The 17,075-nt window shown below is 61.8% G+C and carries 19 protein-coding genes; 13 read left to right on the top strand and 6 right to left on the bottom strand.

The features are described 5' to 3' along the window. Window positions 1-6 precede the first annotated feature (6 nt). Both MUU55_RS09620 and MUU55_RS09615 read left to right on the top strand, forming a co-directional pair. The gene (locus MUU55_RS09620) at window positions 7-726 is read left to right on the top strand and encodes a ribonuclease T2 family protein (protein ID WP_244760550.1); all 720 of its coding nucleotides are present in this window, start codon (window positions 7-9) and stop codon (window positions 724-726) included. Window positions 727-740: 14 nt separating this feature from the next. Then, window positions 741-1,331, top strand: coding sequence for a glutathione S-transferase family protein (locus tag MUU55_RS09615; protein ID WP_244760549.1), 591 nt, complete (start codon window positions 741-743; stop codon window positions 1,329-1,331). 82 nt (window positions 1,332-1,413) lie between these two features. Here the strand turns inward: MUU55_RS09615 and MUU55_RS09610 are convergent, their stop codons facing one another. Then, window positions 1,414-2,055, bottom strand: coding sequence for an outer membrane protein (locus MUU55_RS09610; RefSeq protein WP_244760548.1), 642 nt, complete (start codon window positions 2,053-2,055; stop codon window positions 1,414-1,416). Window positions 2,056-2,426: 371 nt separating this feature from the next. On the opposite strand from MUU55_RS09610, the gene MUU55_RS09605 reads away from it, so the two are divergent. Together MUU55_RS09605 and uvrC are read left to right on the top strand one after the other, a co-directional pair. Continuing rightward, window positions 2,427-3,179: an SDR family oxidoreductase gene (locus MUU55_RS09605; RefSeq protein WP_425314160.1), complete on the top strand. Its 753-nt coding sequence runs from the start codon at window positions 2,427-2,429 to the stop codon at window positions 3,177-3,179. Next, complete coding sequence (gene uvrC / locus MUU55_RS09600) at window positions 3,176-5,224, top strand: excinuclease ABC subunit UvrC (RefSeq protein WP_244760546.1); 2,049 nt, start codon at window positions 3,176-3,178, stop codon at window positions 5,222-5,224. The genes MUU55_RS09605 and uvrC overlap by 4 nt, the downstream gene beginning before the upstream one ends. A gap of 74 nt (window positions 5,225-5,298) precedes the next feature. Here uvrC and MUU55_RS09595 read toward each other — a convergent pair whose 3' ends face one another. Beyond that, complete coding sequence (locus MUU55_RS09595) at window positions 5,299-7,782, bottom strand: calcium-binding protein (RefSeq protein WP_244760545.1); 2,484 nt, start codon at window positions 7,780-7,782, stop codon at window positions 5,299-5,301. A gap of 316 nt (window positions 7,783-8,098) precedes the next feature. Here MUU55_RS09595 and pgsA point away from each other — a divergent pair, with 316 nt between their 5' ends. The 3 genes from pgsA to MUU55_RS09580 are packed head-to-tail and all read left to right on the top strand — an operon-like array spanning window position 8,099 to window position 9,413. Next, window positions 8,099-8,683 carry a CDP-diacylglycerol--glycerol-3-phosphate 3-phosphatidyltransferase gene (gene pgsA / locus MUU55_RS09590; RefSeq protein WP_244760544.1) on the top strand — a complete coding sequence of 195 codons (585 nt, stop codon included), beginning with the start codon at window positions 8,099-8,101 and terminating at the stop codon, window positions 8,681-8,683. 1 nt (window position 8,684) lies between these two features. After that, window positions 8,685-8,939: a molybdopterin converting factor subunit 1 gene (gene moaD / locus MUU55_RS09585; protein ID WP_244760543.1), complete on the top strand. Its 255-nt coding sequence runs from the start codon at window positions 8,685-8,687 to the stop codon at window positions 8,937-8,939. 3 nt (window positions 8,940-8,942) lie between these two features. Continuing rightward, window positions 8,943-9,413: a molybdenum cofactor biosynthesis protein MoaE gene (locus MUU55_RS09580; RefSeq protein ID WP_244760542.1), complete on the top strand. Its 471-nt coding sequence runs from the start codon at window positions 8,943-8,945 to the stop codon at window positions 9,411-9,413. Here MUU55_RS09580 and MUU55_RS09575 read toward each other — a convergent pair. Further along, a complete protein-coding gene (locus MUU55_RS09575) occupies window positions 9,410-10,306 on the bottom strand; it encodes a branched-chain amino acid ABC transporter permease (protein ID WP_244760541.1) in 897 nt (298 codons plus the stop codon). The two genes, MUU55_RS09580 and MUU55_RS09575, sit on opposite strands and share 4 nt — an antisense overlap. A 67-nt stretch (window positions 10,307-10,373) precedes the next feature. Here MUU55_RS09575 and MUU55_RS09570 point away from each other — a divergent pair, with 67 nt between their 5' ends. Genes MUU55_RS09570 through MUU55_RS09560 form a run of 3 tightly spaced genes read left to right on the top strand, consistent with a single transcriptional unit; the run spans window position 10,374 to window position 12,892 of the window. Further along, window positions 10,374-10,928 (top strand): CGNR zinc finger domain-containing protein, encoded by a 555-nt coding sequence (locus MUU55_RS09570; RefSeq protein ID WP_244760540.1) that lies wholly within the window; start codon window positions 10,374-10,376, stop codon window positions 10,926-10,928. After that, window positions 10,925-11,431, top strand: coding sequence for a hypothetical protein (locus MUU55_RS09565; RefSeq protein ID WP_244760539.1), 507 nt, complete (start codon window positions 10,925-10,927; stop codon window positions 11,429-11,431). The genes MUU55_RS09570 and MUU55_RS09565 overlap by 4 nt, the downstream gene beginning before the upstream one ends. A gap of 60 nt (window positions 11,432-11,491) precedes the next feature. Next, window positions 11,492-12,892 (top strand): hypothetical protein, encoded by a 1,401-nt coding sequence (locus tag MUU55_RS09560; protein WP_244760538.1) that lies wholly within the window; start codon window positions 11,492-11,494, stop codon window positions 12,890-12,892. 72 nt (window positions 12,893-12,964) lie between these two features. Here the strand turns inward: MUU55_RS09560 and ndk are convergent, their stop codons facing one another. Both ndk and MUU55_RS09550 read right to left on the bottom strand, forming a co-directional pair. Then, window positions 12,965-13,387 carry a nucleoside-diphosphate kinase gene (gene ndk, locus MUU55_RS09555; protein WP_028736091.1) on the bottom strand — a complete coding sequence of 141 codons (423 nt, stop codon included), beginning with the start codon at window positions 13,385-13,387 and terminating at the stop codon, window positions 12,965-12,967. A gap of 105 nt (window positions 13,388-13,492) precedes the next feature. Then, complete coding sequence (locus tag MUU55_RS09550; RefSeq protein ID WP_244760537.1) at window positions 13,493-14,182, bottom strand: glutathione S-transferase family protein; 690 nt, start codon at window positions 14,180-14,182, stop codon at window positions 13,493-13,495. A 132-nt stretch (window positions 14,183-14,314) separates the two neighbouring features. Between MUU55_RS09550 and MUU55_RS09545 the strand changes: the two genes are divergently transcribed. The 3 genes from MUU55_RS09545 to MUU55_RS09535 all read left to right on the top strand — a co-directional run bounded on the left by MUU55_RS09545 (window position 14,315) and on the right by MUU55_RS09535 (window position 16,576). Then, the gene (locus tag MUU55_RS09545; RefSeq protein WP_244760536.1) at window positions 14,315-14,836 is read left to right on the top strand and encodes a DinB family protein; all 522 of its coding nucleotides are present in this window, start codon (window positions 14,315-14,317) and stop codon (window positions 14,834-14,836) included. Window positions 14,837-15,020: 184 nt separating this feature from the next. Continuing rightward, window positions 15,021-15,311: a hypothetical protein gene (locus MUU55_RS09540; protein WP_244760535.1), complete on the top strand. Its 291-nt coding sequence runs from the start codon at window positions 15,021-15,023 to the stop codon at window positions 15,309-15,311. A 182-nt stretch (window positions 15,312-15,493) separates the two neighbouring features. Continuing rightward, window positions 15,494-16,576, top strand: coding sequence for a GGDEF domain-containing protein (locus MUU55_RS09535; protein WP_244760534.1), 1,083 nt, complete (start codon window positions 15,494-15,496; stop codon window positions 16,574-16,576). A gap of 51 nt (window positions 16,577-16,627) precedes the next feature. Here the strand turns inward: MUU55_RS09535 and nudI are convergent, their stop codons facing one another. Then, the gene (gene nudI / locus MUU55_RS09530) at window positions 16,628-17,059 is read right to left on the bottom strand and encodes a nucleoside triphosphatase NudI (RefSeq protein ID WP_244760533.1); all 432 of its coding nucleotides are present in this window, start codon (window positions 17,057-17,059) and stop codon (window positions 16,628-16,630) included. Between the last annotated feature and the right edge of the window lie 16 nt (window positions 17,060-17,075).

Here is a 17,075-nt window from a genome sequence, read left to right as displayed (position 1 = left end):
ACCTCCATGACGCCTTTACTTCGCGCCCGATCCGCCTTGCTGGCCCTCGCCGGCCTGCTGGCGCTTGTCGGCTGCGGCGAGGAAAAGCCGGCCGAAAAAGCGAAGGTCGAAGAAAGCCGCAAGGTCCCGCAGACGCAGGCAAAAATCCCTGTCGGCAAGGGGTTCGATTTCTACGTTCTCTCCCTTTCGTGGTCGCCCAGCTGGTGCGCCGAAAACGATGCCGCCGGCAAGACGCAGCAGTGCCGCCGGGGCAACGACCACGGCTTCATCGTGCACGGTCTCTGGCCGCAGAATGAACGCGGCTATCCGGAATTCTGCCGGACACGCGAATCCGATCGCGTGCCTGAAAGCCTCGGCCGCACCGTGCTCGACATCATTCCATCCATGGGCCTCATCGGCCACCAGTGGCGCAAACACGGCAGCTGTTCCGGCCTCAGCCAGAAAGACTATTTTTCGGTGGTGCGCGCCGCCCGCGAACGTGTCCACATCCCCAAGAGCCTGGAGCCGCAACGTGATGACATCCGCGCGTCGCCGGATGCCATGGAGCAGGCTCTTGTTTCCGCCAATCCCGGCCTTGATCGCAAGGGCATCGCCGTCACCTGCGCAGGCGGACAACTGGAGGAGATCCGCATCTGCATGACGCCGGATCTCGGCTTCCGCCCCTGTCCCGAAGTCGACCGCGCCGCCTGCCGCGCCAAATCCATCGAACAGCCATCCATCCGCTAATCAGGACCCAGACGATGAAAATCTTCTATTCCACCACGTCGCCCTACTCCACCAAGGTGCGTATGGCCGCGCATTTCGCCGGCCTTGCCGCCGAATCGGTCTCCGTCGACACCAATGCCGACCCTGCGGAGCTGCTTGCCGCCAATCCGCTGGGGAAAATCCCCGCGCTCGTAACCGACGACGGCGTCGCTGTCTTCGACAGCCGGGCGATCATGAACTACATCGACCGCCAGACGCGCGGCTCGCTCTATCCGCGCAATGCGGCCAAGCGCACCGAGGTCGATGTGCTCGAGGCGACGGCCGACGGCGTCTGCGACTGCCTGCTCGCCATCGTCTATGAGCGCCGCTCGCGGCCGGAGGAAAAGGTGCACCAGCCCTGGATAGACCGGCAGTGGGAAAAGGCCGGGCGGGCGCTCGATCATCTCGAGGCCAATATGCCGCGTCTCGCCAAGAAGCCGAATGCCGGCCATTTCGCGCTCGCCGCGATGCTGCGCTACATCGAGCTGCGTTTTGCCGGCAAGTGGCAGCGCGGGCGGCCAAAGCTGAAGCGCTTCCTGACGCGCTTCGAGGCCGTCTTCCCCGACTACGCCAAATTCAAGGATTGAGGCGGTTTCATCTCTTTCAGACTGCCAAGCAAAAAGGCCGGGCTTTCGCCCGGCCTTTCCGTATTCCGATACCGTTTAAGGCTTAGAACTTGACGCCGAGACCGACGCGAACAGCGTGGTCCTGGAAGTCCGACTTCACGTTCGTGCCGCCGAGGTTGTAGTTCTTGCCCTGGTAGTCGCTGTAGCGGTATTCGACGCGCGCCGTGACATTGTTCGTCACGAAGGCTTCGACACCGGCGCCGGCCGTCCAGCCGACCGAGGTGTTCTTGTCCTTGCCGGCAGCGTTGCTCATTTCGGTGTTGGTGGCAGCAACACCGGCGGTGCCGTAGACGAGAACCGGGTTCAGATCGACGCCGACGCGACCGCGCAGGGAGCCGTTGACGCCCTGCTTGGCCGTGAGGCCATTGCCCTTGGCATCGACGCCCGAGTAGTTCAGGTCGGCTTCGCCGCCGTAAACCAGCTGGCCGCTCTGCATGTTGTAGCCGCCGTAGATGCCGCCGCCCATGCCGTTAGCCTTGGCGTCGCCCTGACGCTGGAAGTCACCGCGCTGCCAGCTGGCCGTACCACCGGCGTAAGCGCCGGCCCAGTTGCCCGAGGCAACCGGCTCGACATATTCCGAAGCCGGAGCCTGCGGAACTTCGTCGATAGCGTCAGCAGCGTGAGCGGCCTGGAAAGCGACCATCGAAACGGTCGAAGCGATGAGGGTGGCGATAAGTGTACGCATGATATTCTCCTTTACTAAACGACGCCCTCTCTTGGGAGGCTGTCGGGCGTCGTCATTTCCAATTCAGTCCCGCCCGGTTGAGGTGAAATTGAATAAAGATTGAGGAATTGAAAGAGCCAAAATGTGAAATCATTGTGGCAGAGCAATGGCACAATTTGGATGTGACTTTTGCGCACCAGGTGAATTGTTAACCATGATTTCAGAAATCAGAAATTCTTACAATATATACTTCAAATTACTTTGAAGCACTCTTTGCGGTTAATTTTTCCGCAACCAATTGTCATGGGGAGTTTAAGCCTGCGCAGGGATGTCTATATCTTGGGCCGGTTAATCAAATGAATCGGCAGGACGGACTTTTCTTGAACAAACCCATGAAAACGGCCCTGGTGACGGGCGGCGCAAAACGCATCGGCAAGGCCATCGTGGACGATCTTGCGGCGCACGGCTTTGCCGTGGCCATCCATGCGAATGGCTCTCTCGAAGACGCCGACGCGCTCGCCGCCGCAATTCGGGCCCGTGGCCAACGGGCAGCCGTGGTGCAATGCGACCTCTCCGACGGCGCAGCGACGGCAAGGCTCGTCGATGCGGCAGGCGCAGCACTCGGGCCGCTCGACCTTCTCGTCAACAACGCCTCGCTCTTCCAGCCGGACACGGTGGGCGAGTTCGACGATGCGCTGTGGGATCGGCACTTCGCCGTCCATGTGAAGGCGCCGTCGATCCTGGCGCGCGATTTCGTGCGCCAGCTGCCCGCAGGCTCTGCCGGCTCGATCGTCAACATCATCGATCAGCGCGTCTGGAACCCGACGCCGCGCTACTATTCCTACACGCTCTCCAAATCCGCCCTGTGGATGGCGACGCGCACCATGGCGCAGAGCTTTGCTCCGCAGGTGCGCGTCAATGCCATCGGCCCCGGACCGTCGCTGCCGAACGAGCGGCAGGACGATGCCGCCTTCCAGGCGCAGGTCGAGGGCCTGATCCTGCGGCGCGGGCCGGATCTGGGGGAATTCGGCCGCACAGTTCGCTTTTTGTTCGACACGCCCTCGATAACCGGGCAAATGATAGCGCTCGACGGCGGACAGCATCTCGCCTGGGAAACACCCGATGTCGCGGAGATCGCCGAATGAACGGCCGCAAGGTGGAGGATGGCGGCATCCTCTATGACGAGAACGAACCGGACGAGGACGACGAGCTTCAGGAGAGCCCGGCGGCGAGCCCCGGCGCGCCCCTCGCCGCCACGCCCGGCATCGATTGGAACGAGGGCGGCGATGTGCCAGAGGGTGTAACCGGCGCCGAGCTGATCCAGCACTTCGTCAATCGCCTGCCCAACAGTCCCGGCGTCTATCGCATGTTCAATGCCGAGGGCGACGTGCTGTATGTCGGCAAGGCGCGCAGCCTGAAGAAGCGCGTATCGAACTACGCACAGGGCCGTGTGCATTCCAACCGTCTCACGCAGATGGTGCGCCAGACGGCGAACATGGAATTCGTCACCACGCGCACCGAGACCGAGGCGCTGCTGCTCGAAGCCAACCTCATCAAGCGGCTACGCCCGCGCTTCAACGTGCTTTTGCGCGACGACAAGTCGTTTCCCTACATTCTGCTGACAGGTGATTCCAGGGCGCCGGCGATCTTCAAGCATCGCGGTGCGCGCAGCCGCAAGGGCGACTATTTCGGTCCCTTCGCCTCCGCCGGCGCGGTGGGTCGCACGATCAACTCGCTGCAGCGCGCCTTCCTGCTGCGCACCTGCACCGACAGCGTTTTCGAGACGCGCACGCGGCCCTGCCTGCTTTATCAGATCAAGCGCTGTTCCGGCCCGTGCACCAACGAGATCCGCGACGCCGACTATGCCGAACTGGTGCAGGAGGCGAAGGACTTTCTCTCGGGCAAAAGCCAGAAGGTGAAGGCGCACATGGCCGAGGCCATGAATGCCGCCGCCGAGGACCTCGATTTCGAGCGCGCCGCCGTCTTCCGCGACCGGCTGGCGGCGCTTTCCCATGTCCAGAGCCACCAGGGCATCAACCCGGCGGGCGTGGAGGAGGCCGACGTCTTCGCCATCCACCACGAGGGCGGTATTTCCTGCATCCAGGTCTTCTTCTTCCGCACCGGGCAGAACTGGGGCAACCGCGCCTATTTCCCGAAGGCCGACCCGCAGCTTTCGGGCGCGGAAGTGCTCAACGCGTTTCTCGCCCAGTTCTACGACGACAAGCCCTGTCCCCGGCAGATCCTGCTGTCGGAGCCGGTGGAGGAGATAACCCTCCTCGCGGAGGCGCTGTCGGAGCGCTCGAATTACAAGGTCGCGATTTCGGTGCCGCAGCGCGGCGAGAAAAAGGATCTCGTCGACCATGTCGTGGCCAATGCCCGCGAGGCGCATGGCCGCAAACTGGCGGAAACGGCGTCACAGTCGCGCCTGCTCGAAGGTTTTGCCGCGACCTTCAAGCTGCCCGCCGTGCCGCGCCGCATCGAGATCTACGACAACTCGCATATCATGGGCACCAATGCCGTGGGTGGCATGGTCGTTGCGGGGCCGGAAGGCTTCGTGAAGAGCCAGTACCGCAAGTTCAACATCAAATCGACCGACATCACGCCCGGCGACGACTTCGGCATGATGAAGGAAGTGATGACAAGGCGCTTCTCCCGCCTGATGAAGGAAGAAGGCCTGCCGGACCGCACCGCCGAGCAGAACACCGACGCCGCCGACCAGCCCTTCCCGGCCTGGCCCGACGTCATCCTCATCGACGGCGGCCAGGGCCAGATGACGGCGGTCAGGGCAATCCTCGAAGAACTGGGCATCACCGACCAGGTCGTCGCCATCGGTGTCGCCAAGGGTGCCGACCGCGAGGCCGGCCGCGAACGCTTTTTCATGCGCGGCATTCCGGATTTCTCCCTGCCGCCGCGCGACCCCGTGCTCTATTTCGTGCAGCGCCTGCGCGACGAGGCCCATCGCTTCGCCATCGGCTCGCACCGCGCGCGCCGCAAGAAGGAGATGGTCAAGAACCCGCTCGACGAAATCGGCGGCATCGGCCCGACGCGCAAGCGCGCCCTGCTCCAGCATTTCGGCACCGCCAAAGCCGTCTCCCGCGCCGCAATGGCCGACCTCATGGCGGTTTCCGGCATTTCCGAAAGCGTCGCGCGGATCGTTTACAACCATTTCCACGACGATGCGGCGGGATAGCGCTGAACGAAAAGGGCGCTGAATGTCTCCAGCGCCCGTTCCTTCACGACATCGCCGTGCTGCCTCGCTTACGCCTACAGAATGAAGTCACCCTTCAGCAATGTGAGAGCAGTGTCGAGCTTGATTGAGAAATCGGCCTTCCCGTCGCCATCCACATCGCCGTAGATATAGGTTTCCCCCACCTTCTTTTCGAAGCGAAGCTCACCGGCCTTCTTTGAAAAGTCCTTCACACCAATGAAGGCAAAGGCATCGTTTTTCGAGGTCGAAGTCTTCGCGTCGATAGCCGAGAGATCGATGCGATCGCCTTGACTACTTGCAAAATCAAAGATCGTGTCGCGGCCCGAGGTGAAAATCGTTGAATCCTTTACCGAGGTAAAGACGAACGTATCCTTGCCGGTACCGCCATAGAGTTCATCTGCGCCACGACCACCGATAAGCGTGTCGTTACCTGCCATGCCCTTCAGCACGTTTTCGAGCCGTCCGCCCACGATTACGTTGGCAAGCTTATTGCCCGTGCCGTCTGCGTCACCAGCATTTTTCAAGGTCAGGTTTTCGACATTGGCCGGCAGCACGTAGCTGACCCAGGATTCCACGCTGTCTATTCCCTCACCTTCCTTCTCGATCACCTTGTCGCGGGTCTCACCAACCAGATAGCTGTCATTGCCGGTGCCGCCATACATCCTATCGATGCCGATGCCATCGTCGAGTGAACCGCCGTCGAGCATATCGTCGCCCGCACCACCCACCAGGATGTCGCTACCGCCATTGCCTCTGAGCACGTTGTTCCCGGAGTTTCCCTTGATGGTGTTGCTGACGTCGTTGCCGGTACCATTGATGTTGCCGGTGCCCGTCAAAGTCAGGTTTTCGACTTCCCACCCCAACGTGTAGCTACATGAAGCCTTAACAAGGTCGATGCCGCCCTGCCAGTCTTCGTTCACCAAGTCATACTTCTCATCGACGATGTAGACGTCATCTCCGGCGCCCCCCATCATGTTGTCGACTCCAGAGCCGCCTTTCAGCGTATCGTTTCCAGCACCACCGTCGAGTTCGTCGCGCCCTGCGCCTCCGATCAGAGTGTCGTTACCACCATTGCCCACAAGCCAATTTGCGCCGGAATTACCCGTGATGACGTTCGCGAGATCGTTGCCTTCACCATCGACGCTTTCCGAAGCTCCTTTCACAATGAGGTTTTCAACGTTGTCGGCCAGTTTAAAACCCGTATTGGAATAGGATATCACGAGATCGACACCCTCTCCGAGGGCTTCGACAATCAAGTCATGATCGCTGTCGACAATGTAGACATCATCTCCAAGGCCACCGATGAACTTGTCATCACCTTTGCCACCATCGAGCCGGTCGTTCCCGTCACCACCGATAAGCAGGTCATTGCCGGCTAGCCCTTTCAAAATCGATCCCTTGGAACCGGCAAAGAGATAGTCGCGCTGAGCGTCGCCAATGACTTCCGTCACGTCTCCAGTGTAAAAAATGAAATCACGAGAGCGTAGCTGATCAATCTCTACACCCTTCAATGTAAAATCGATTTTAAAGGAATGAAGCGCTACTTCGAAGTATGTATCGCCCTCTGATTTTTTCTCAAGAATGTGGCTCAGCTGCTTTAGGCTTGCAATTCCATAGGCCGATACATCGAGCTTGTCTCTACCCGGAGTGAAATCAAACACGGTGTTTGTATTATCGTCATTCCACTGCGCCACTTTGCGCGCAGGCGCAACAAATACATCGATACCGCTGCCGCCAAAGAGTTCATTTTGGCCAAGCCCACCGCGCAACGTCGAGCCGCTGGAGCTGGCAAAAAGCCGATCCGACAAATCTGTCCCGACGACGTTTCGCGCGCTGCCCGTATAGAAAAGAAAGTCTCCGGCGCTCAGCTTTGCCTTAGCGACGCCTGTGATGGTGAAGCAGTTCAGCGAATCCCCAAAGTTTGCGCTGAAAAAGGCATCACCCTTAAACGCGGTTTCGAGAATGAACTGAAGCTGGCGAAAGCTGGATACGCCATAGGAGGAGATATCGATTTTATCGACGCCCCGAACAAAGTCGGAAATCGTATTTTCACTATTGTTATCCACGCCCGCGATACGCTTGGCTGCGATAAAGACATCGGCACCAGCTCCCCCGGACATCTTGTTCATGTCGGTGCCGCCATAGATTCGGTCGTTTCCCGCACCTCCAAGAAGCGTGTTCTGTCCATCGCCGCCATAGAGCTTGTCATTTCCACTGCCGCCATCGACCCACGCACCGTCGGAGCCCGCTCGGAATGTGTCGTCGCCCGCCAAAAGATCAATGGAATGAGCAACGTCGTTCTGCGTTACACCAGTCAGGTCGAATGTGTCATTACCGGCTGTACCTCTCAAATGGTAGTTGTCCATAAAGAGGTGAATCGGCTTTGATGCCGGTTTGGCGATAAATTGGGAAACCGAAACATCGCCGGCGAACCACAACCTGTTGAGACTGAGGCTATTGGCGACGATCGTGATTACATCGTAGGCACCAGCTGGAATGTCGATGTTGGATTTACCCGGCTCAATGGTAAAGACGGTCATGTTTCAGTTGCAACCCTTTGTCGATAATCAATGGAAGATTGCAATAATACATTGTGCTCATATCCGGCAATAGCCCCCCAAGCGATCTGCATTCTATTTGGGATTGTTGCGAAATTTTCGATCCCAAGAGACCGATCCGACCTGGCTGGGGCAAGCGAAAGAGAATGGCTGCGCCGGCTTAGCCATTCAAAAATACGCACTTCGCTCCCACATTCAGCCGAGCACCGTAAATTCGCCAAGAATTGCCGGAAACAAAGGTTGACGGCGCTGTCACAAAGACCTCATCTAGCCCAAACTGATCGAGACTGAAGATTCCATGGCTTCCCGCGCATACAATATCCCGAACCTGCTCACCTACGCCCGCATCGTGGCCGTTCCACTGATCGTGCTCTGCTTTTTCATGGAGGGGCGGCTCGAATCGTCTGACTTCGCGCGCTGGACGGCCTTCTGGCTGTTCGCCGCCGCCTCGATCACCGATTATCTCGACGGCTATCTCGCCCGCATCTGGAACCAGACGTCGAACATCGGCCGGATGCTCGACCCGATCGCCGACAAGCTGCTGGTCGCCTCCGTGCTGCTCCTCATGGCCGCCGACGGCACCATTGCCGGCTGGACGATCTGGGCGGCCATCATCATTCTCTGCCGCGAGATCCTCGTCTCGGGCCTGCGCGAATATCTCGCCGACCTCAAGGTCAGTGTGCCCGTGACGCGCATCGCCAAGTGGAAGACGACGATCCAGATGCTGGCCATCGGCTTCCTGCTCGCAGGCCCCGCCGGTGAGAAGGTCCTGCCCTACACGACCGAGATCGGTATCACCCTGCTCTGGGCCGCCGCCCTCATCACCATGTATACCGGCTACGACTATTTCCGCGCCGGCCTGAAGCACATCGTGGACGAGTGAGATGACGAAGCTCGTCTATTTCGCCTGGGTGCGCGAACGCATCGGTAAGGGCGAGGAGAACATCGACCTGCCCGCCAGCGTGAAGACCGGCGCCGACCTGCTGCGGCACCTCAAGTCGCTCGGTGACGAATATGCCCATGCGCTCGAGCACGAGAAGGTGATCCGCATCGCGATCAACCAGGAGCATGTCGAGCACGACGAGCCTATCCTCGGCGCCCGCGAGATCGCCCTCTTCCCGCCGATGACGGGTGGCTGAGCCGTGGCCGGCGTTTCGGCTCCGGTCATTGTTCGCGTCCAGAAGGATGATTTCGACGCCACGGTCGAGGCTGCGCGCCTCACCGGCGGCCGGACGGATGCAGGCGCCGTCGTCAGCTTCGTCGGCCTCTGCCGCGATGAGGGCGGCCGTCTCTCCGCGCTGGAACTGGAACACTATCCCGGCATGGCGGAAGCCGAGATCGGCCGCATCTGCCAGCTGGCCATCGCGCGTTTCTCGCTGCTCGGCCTCACCGCCATCCATCGCGTCGGAAAGATCGCGCCGGGCGAAAACATCGTGCTGGTCATCGCGGTGGCCCCGCATCGCCACGCCGCCTTCGACGGCGCTTCCTTCGTCATGGACTACCTGAAAACATCGGCGCCCTTCTGGAAGAAGGAGCATTTCGCCGACGGCCGCGATGGCGGCTGGGTCGATGCCAAGGAGAGCGACGACCGGGCGCGGGAGAAGTGGGCCTAGGGCACCGGCTTCTCACGGCGAAAGATCACTAGAAGCAGGACGAGTGCGGAAAAGATCACCAGATCCCGCCAGAGGAAATCGCCATAGGCGCTCCACAGCGTTTCGGCGAGCCCCATGGCCGCGCCGCCGAGAGCCGAAAGCAGGGGCGCCCCTGCCCCGCCGATGGCGGCGATGAACAGCACCTTCACACCGAAGACAAGCCCCGCACCAAAATCCATGTTGCCGTAGTAGGAGACGGCGAGGATGCCGGTCAGACAGGCGATCAAGGCAGCCACCGCATAGGCCGAGAGATAGATGCCGGCCGCATCAACGCCGCAGAGCTCCGCCGCCTTCCGGTCTTGCGATACCGCCCGCCAGCGCCGGCCCCAGGCGGAGCGGGCGAGCATCACGTGGCCGATGGCGACGATGGCGAGCATGGCGGCGGCGTTGGCAAGCTGGATCACCGTCAGCACGACGGGAAAGGCCGGATCCTCCCAGAAAACGACGCGTGTATTGAGGAACGGCGGGAGCCAGAGGCTGCGGGTATCCGAAGCAAGCCGCGCCGTCTCCATCAGTACCAGCACGACGCCGAGGGCCGCGACCACCACCGTATTGTCGGAGGAAAAGGCGAGCGGGCGCATGACATGCCGCCCCACCAAGAGACCCGCGCCGACCCCGTAGAGCAGCGCCATCACCGCGCCGAAACCGAGCGCGGCGGGAAGAACGAGCCACAGATGGCTCCAGCCATAACCGGAAAACAGCACGAACATCTGCGCCGAAAAAGCAAAGAGCGCACCGTAGCCGATATCCGCCCGGCGCGTGACGGCAAAGGCGATGGAATAGCCGAAGGCGAGCGCCGCATAGAGCGCTGCCACGGGCACGGCATTGGCGATCTGCTGGAGGAAATAGGCCATGGCGGTTCCCGGATTCTGGCAGACAAATTATAACTGGCAAAACTGCTTTTACCAGTTAGAATATCGCATGACCTTTTCCTGGACCCCGCACCGTTTCTCCGGAGGCGCGCTCGCGCTCGATGTCGCGAATTCCGTCGTGCTGCGTGCCGATCCGCAACGCCGCATCGACCGCTTCTCCGACGCCGCAACGATGGATGCCTTTTCCTCCGGCGCAAACCGGCACGGGGCGGAGCGGGATCTGTTCGGCGCGCTCGAGCCGGTGGACGAGCCGGCGCGCCCGGGGCTGGTGCGGCTGCGCGAGGCGATCGACCGGCATTTTCGCGCGGAAGTGCTCGGGCGCGGAAAGCCCGCACTTCTGGCCGACCTGCTCGACGCCATCTCGGCGACGCTCCGGATTTCCGGCGAGCGGCCGCAGGCGCTCGATTGCGCCACGGCCCGCTCCGCGCTGATGCTGCTGTCGCGGCCGGAGCCGGAGCGGCTGAAAATCTGCCCGAACTGCAACTGGCTCTTTCTCGACCGCAGCCGCAACCGCTCGCGCGCATGGTGCGACATGGCCGTCTGCGGCAACCGGGTGAAAGCCAGCCGCCACTATCGCCGCAATCGCGAGGAGCCCCAGCCATGAAGAAAGCCCTTCTCATCGCCCTGCCTCTTGCGCTTCTGCTTACCGCCTGCCAGCGCGAGACCGGCCCCGACCCGCTGAAACTCACCGGCAAGATGTTCGTCTTCAACTACCGTCTCGCCTATGCGACCTACATGGTGACGCTGGAGCAGACGGAGCCGCTGCCCGAGGGCTCCATCGTGAAGGCCGAATTCGAAAATCCGGCCGGCGGGGCGCCGCTGACGCTGGAGCGCAAGATCTTCCCGAACCTGACGCGCGTGGTGCTGGAAAGCCCCGACATCACCTGCGTGAAGAAGAACCAGCCCTACAAGGTCGCGATTTCGCTTCTCGGCCCTGATGGGAATACGCTGCAGACGCTGGAAACCCAGGTCACGTCCAATCTCGACCAGAGCATCCTGCCGGAAAAGGCGCTGGTCGTCGGCCCCGCCTATGACAAGAACCCCGCGGTTTTCAAGGACGGCAAGGCGCCGGCGCATTTCGAAACGGCGAAATGCGCCGCCGGTTGACGAATTTTCGGCACGGCTCATGCGTTCCGCCTGAAACGGTTTCATCGGGAGGATGTTCGCATGCGGTTCCTGCCTGCCTTGGCCCTCGGCTTTTCGGTGCTCTCCACGACGACGGTTCACGCCGAGGGAACGGCAGCCTGCGCGGCGGAGGCCGCAATCCTCGCCTTTTCGGATGCGGTTCTGGCGGACCGGGAAAAACTGCCGCGGCTGAAGGCGCGAGGTTTCGGCGCGGAGGCCGGCTATCTGAAAATCCGCTACGGCGGGCTTTCCATGGACGACGCAGCCACGCTCGCCCATGGGCTGCGGGATGCCGGCGTGCGCGATGCCATCGACCTTGCCGGCGCGATCGACGCGACGCGGGGCGGCTATGATGCGCTCAAAGTGAGCGATCCCGTAGAGTTCAACGGGCTGATCTCCACCTTACGGGCGATCCTCCAGGCGGGAGACGAGGAAAAGCTGTTCACCGCCATCGCCGGCCTGCCGCCCGAACGGCGGACATCCCTTCTCGGCAGCATCGTGCCCGCCGTCGTCGACTGGCCGGACGAGGAGAAAGCCAAACTCGCCGCATCGGCGGGCCGCCACAAGCTGTTTTACGTCCAGGCCGGCCTCGCCGCCACCCAGCGCGACCCCAATGCCTGGCCGGTCTTCGTCGCCGGCTTTGCCGACCAGTCCATGATTCCGGACCTGACCCGCATGTGGAGCTGGGCGCCGGCTCTCGTCGGCAGGCCGGCCCTGCCGCGCATCCCGCTGCCGGATGCCGGGATGCAGGCCCAGCAGAAGAGTCTTCACACGGTAACGGTCGCGGCGGCGCAGGAGCCAGAACGCGATTTCCTGATGACCTATGTGAACCAGACGGGCAGCATTCCGCCTGCGGAAAAGGCCGCACAGGCCGTAATGGCCGATATCGAGGCAGGACGCATCAAATCCGGCGGCCTGCTCAATACGGCGTGGCTGACCGCCTACAGGGTCCTGCGGGAAAACGAAGCCGACCCGACCGTGGTCGACGGCACGCTCGAAAGCATCGACGTCCATATGCGCGCCGTCGGCGACGTTTCGGTCCGCGACGTGATCGACCGGGTCATCGCAATCGATACGCTTACGCCCTATCTCACCGGCAAAAGCGCCGATTTGCCTGACATGCCCAAGGACATCAGCGCAAAATTCCAGGGCAAATGGCCGCTGTGGACGGAGCTTGCCGCATTGCTCAAATCCTCTCCGCTGGCACCCTTCGCGAAGGACGAGGTGAAAGCCCCCATCGTGGCGGAACTGCTGTTTGCGGCAGGCGATATAGCCCGCCTTGCCGATTTCGTGCTGACGGTCGAGCCACCGGAAATGAAGCTGGCACTGGCAACGGATTTCGCGATGCGCCTCGACCGGACCTGCGCCAGCTACACGCATCACCCCGCCGAGGCGCTGATGCTGTCAGGCCAGCCGATCTTCCGTTTCGATCCCGCAAAATGAAGAAACCGGAGCCTCTCGGCCCCGGTTTCTCAAACATGTCAGGGATTTCCGGCCTCAGCCGAACAAACCGATTCAGCCGACGATTTCGGTGTCGGAGAACCAGTACTTGATTTCCTGGGCAGCGGTTTCCGGGGCGTCGGAGCCGTGAACCGAGTTTTCGCCGATCGACAGGGCATGCGTCTTGCGGATCGTGCCTTCGTCGGCGTTGGCCGGGTTGGTGGCGCCCATGATTTCGCGGTTCTTGAGGATGGCGTTTTCGCCTTCGAGAACCTGAACGATCGTCGGGCCGGAGGTCATGCCTTCAACGAGCTCGCCGAAGAAGGGGCGTTCCTTGTGCACGGCGTAGAAGCCTTCGGCTTCGCGCTTGCTCATCCAGACGCGCTTGGAAGCAACGACGCGCAGGCCCGCATCTTCCAGCATCTTGGTGATGGCGCCGGTCAGGTTGCGCTTCGTCGCGTCCGGCTTGATCATCGAAAAGGTGCGTTCAATCGCCATTTTCCCGTTTCCCTTTGGTTTTCCGGTGAAAGTGGCGGTTCAATAGCCGCCAACGTGCCGCAAAACAAGGGGGTGGCGGCTTTTGGCGATGCCGGCCGCAAACTTTCATCCCGCCGTCACACGCCGGCCGATGCCGCCATGCAGATCGAGGCAGCGGGCAAACCAGAGCGCCACCGGGTCGTCCGCCTCCAGCACGGTCGTGCCGGCCGTGATGCGCAGCCACTGCAAGGCGCCGAAGACGATATAGTCGGGAAAGAGCGGGCTTTCGCCGCCGATAAAGGGCTGGGTTTTCAGCATGTTGCGCAACGGTTGCAGCTTTTTGGCGAAAGTTTCGATCTCCGCCCTGCCGGCCGCTGCGATCTCCTCCAGCGACGCGCCGAGGCGCTCCTCGCGGCTGCGGCGGAAATAGGCCTGGTCCGCCTCACCGAGCAGGTTGTGAATATCGAGGATGGCGATGCGGGTGATGGCCATGTGCAAGGTGGACTGAGACCAGCTTTCGATGAAGCGAGCCATCGCCTGGCCGCCCTGGCCGCCAAACAGCGAGGGCCGGTCGGGATAGGCCTCGTCGAGGTAGAGCGCGATGGCGAAACTGTCGCTGACGAGCTTGTCACCATCCCGCAGCAAAGGAACCGTCGCCGTGCCGCCGTTCTCAATACCGGAGATCTCGGTGAAGCCGACGGGCATCGTCTCGTAATCAAGTCCCTTGTGGGCGAGCGACATCACGGTCTTCCACACATGGGGCGAAAACTGGCGGGCCTTGTCGGCGCCGGCAAGCGCATAGAGCAATCGGGTCATGAAATCCTCGTCATCGATTTTCCGGCATTGGAGCGCAGGGCGGCCGGCTGTGCAAATCAGATAATTTCATGGGTGACATCACCGCCACCGATGCAGGCATCCGCTATAGTCGGGCAAAGCACGGAGATCAGTATGCTCGACCATTACCGCATGTACGCCGCCTACAATGCCTGGGCCAACGGCACGCTCTACGAAGCCGTGAGCGCACTCGACGACAATGCCTACCGCAGGAACCTGGGCGCCTTCTTCGGCTCGCTGCACCGCACGCTGAACCATCTGCTTGCGGCCGACCGGATCTGGCTGAAGCGCTTCACCGGCACGGGCGAAGCCCCGACCACCCTCGATGCCGTGCTCTGCAAGGACGTCGCCGACCTCTGGGCCGCCCGCCAGGCCGAGGATGCGCGCATCGTCGCCTATATCGATAGGCTCGACGAGGAGCAGATCGCGCGTGACATTACCTATACGCCGCTGACCAACCCCACCCTAATCACCCACCCCCTCGGCCACGCCCTCACCCACCTTTTCAACCACCAGACCCACCATCGCGGCCAGTGCCACGGGATGCTGACGGCGGTTGGGGGGCCGAGCCTGACGCTCGATCTCATCTATTTCGTCCGCACCGAGGGCTCGTCATTTTTGCGGGCCACAAGTTGAGTGTGACACCGCTTTCCTGCAATAGTCGTGAAACAGTCCTGGGTTATCTGAGCGCACGGCATCGATGGAGGGGCTGTCCGGCGCTGTCACCCAGGTGACAGGCAGCCGCGGCCGGCGATGAGATAGTCGCTGCCGTTGGAGGTGACGCCGAGGCGGCGGACCTCACCTGAGAGAGGGAAGAAAGATGGCAAGAAGCAACGAGGAATGGGCAGCTCTGCTCGGCAGCACGCTTTGCAAGATGGCGCGCGTCTACGGCACCGATGCCCCGAACGCCTATCTGCCGGAGGAATGCTATCCGGTGATCGAGAAGACCTTCGCGGTGGCGCTGGAACAGGCGCACGCCGAGGGCTATGCGGCCGCCATGCGCGAGCTGCAGCAGCAGGCGCGCGTCACCCGCACTGCCGCAGCCCGGCAGCGGCCGTCCGTCATCGGCCAGCTCATGCGGTCCTTCGCCCTGACGCGGCGCATCGCCTGACACCGGCGGCTTCCAAGGGTGGCAGACCCGCCGCCCTTGGAAGCCGACGCAACTGCACATTGTCAATTCCGTGCGATTTCTCTTTCAGCAAACGCAAAATTAACCGCACAATCCGATAGTTACGCCAACTGATCTTCCTTGAGCGCAGACGAATGCCGCTGCGCCCTATCTGATGGCGTATCATGAGTAACAAGGCCGCCCCCGCCCCGAAGGACACCGCGTCCACCGTTCCGCCGATCATGGCGCGCATCGCCCATGTCATGGCCAATCTCGGCATTGCCGGGCTGCCGCGCAACTACGAGCTGATCTTCGAAGCCCTGAACGGCAATGCCGGCGTGGCGCGCGAGATCGCCGCGCTTGGCAAGACGCCGGAGCAGGCGGCGCTCGATGCCATCGCATTGCGCCACTCCCTGCCGAGCCACAATGTGCTGGCCGCCGGGCAGGCCGCGGGCGAAGCCGTGCGCCTGCTCACCGAAATCGCCGAGACTTCCGAGGCCAATCGCCGCCATCGCGCCGCCTCCATGCAGGAACTGGAGGAAATTTCCGCCCGCATGCGCAAGGACCCGGTGCTCGGCATTTCGGATTTCGCGACCGATACCGTTCGGCTGCTGTCGATCGTGCGCGACATTCTGGGCCACGACCGCAACTCCGCCGAGCGGATCGGCGATCTTCAGGCCCATCTCGACGGCCTGCGCTCAGGCCTGACCTTCAGCCGCGAGGCGCTGACGCACGATCCGGTGACGGGTCTTGCAAACCATGCCGCCCTGCTTGGCCGGCTGAAGACGTTCTTCCAGACCGAAGCCGAGGACGGCACCGCCGCCCTCCTGCTCTTCCGTGTCGAACAGCTCAAGGAATTCGCCGAAACGCATCCGGCAGGCGCTGCCGAAAAGACGTTGAAGCGGCTCGCCTCGATCTTCCGCCGCTCGGTCAAGAAGGACGATTTCGTCGCCCGCACCGGGCCGGACCTGTTCTGCCTGCTCCTGCCCGACGTCAGCCGCGAGATCGCCGTGACCATCGCGCGTCGCATTGCCGCCCGCGTCGCCGAAAAGCCCTTCCCCTTCATGGACCGCGAGCTTCCCGCCGGCTTCCTGACGCTGACCGCCGGCGTCTCGATGACCGATTCGGCCGACGCCCCCGCCATGCTCTACGATCAGGCGGACCAGGCCCTCACCTACGCCGCCGACACCGGCATCGCACTTCGCATCTACTCTGCCGAGGTGGCGGAGCGGGTGGGGCGTGGTTATCGGGCGGGTGCGACGGGCTGAAGGCTTCTCGCTTTTGTGCCGCTTTTCCCCGAAGTGGACGCTGGCACGCCCTCAGGAGCGAATGAGCCCCTTGGCTTGCAGGGTCGTGCGCGTGGCGTCATTTAAATCGTAGTTCTCAAGCTCGTCGGGCTTAACCCACGCATAGCTTTCAAACTCGTCGTTGATATTCACGTCGCGATTTGCCGCTCTGCAATCGAATATGAGATAGATCATATAAATTTGTTCGGTTGATCCATCAGGATAGGTTTTGATCCTGATATCGTCGCGAAACGTCCAAGGTTGGACGGCTTCGATTACCAAGCTATCCCCCAATTCCTCTCTGACTTCACGGAGCAGGCCTTCGTGTATATTTTCTCCGGGTTCCAAACCGCCGCCTGAAAGTGCCCATTGGCCCGGAAAAACGCCCCGGTCGCTCGGCATCTTACATAGAAGATACGCCCCATCATGCTCAATCAACGGGCAAACAATAATCCTTTGGCGCACGATTCTCTCCGTTCTG

Origin of the sequence: Shinella curvata (assembly GCF_022899935.1) — a bacterium.
In the GTDB taxonomy this organism is placed as follows: domain Bacteria; phylum Pseudomonadota; class Alphaproteobacteria; order Rhizobiales; family Rhizobiaceae; genus Shinella; species Shinella curvata.
This window is presented reverse-complemented; position numbering and strand designations above follow the sequence as displayed.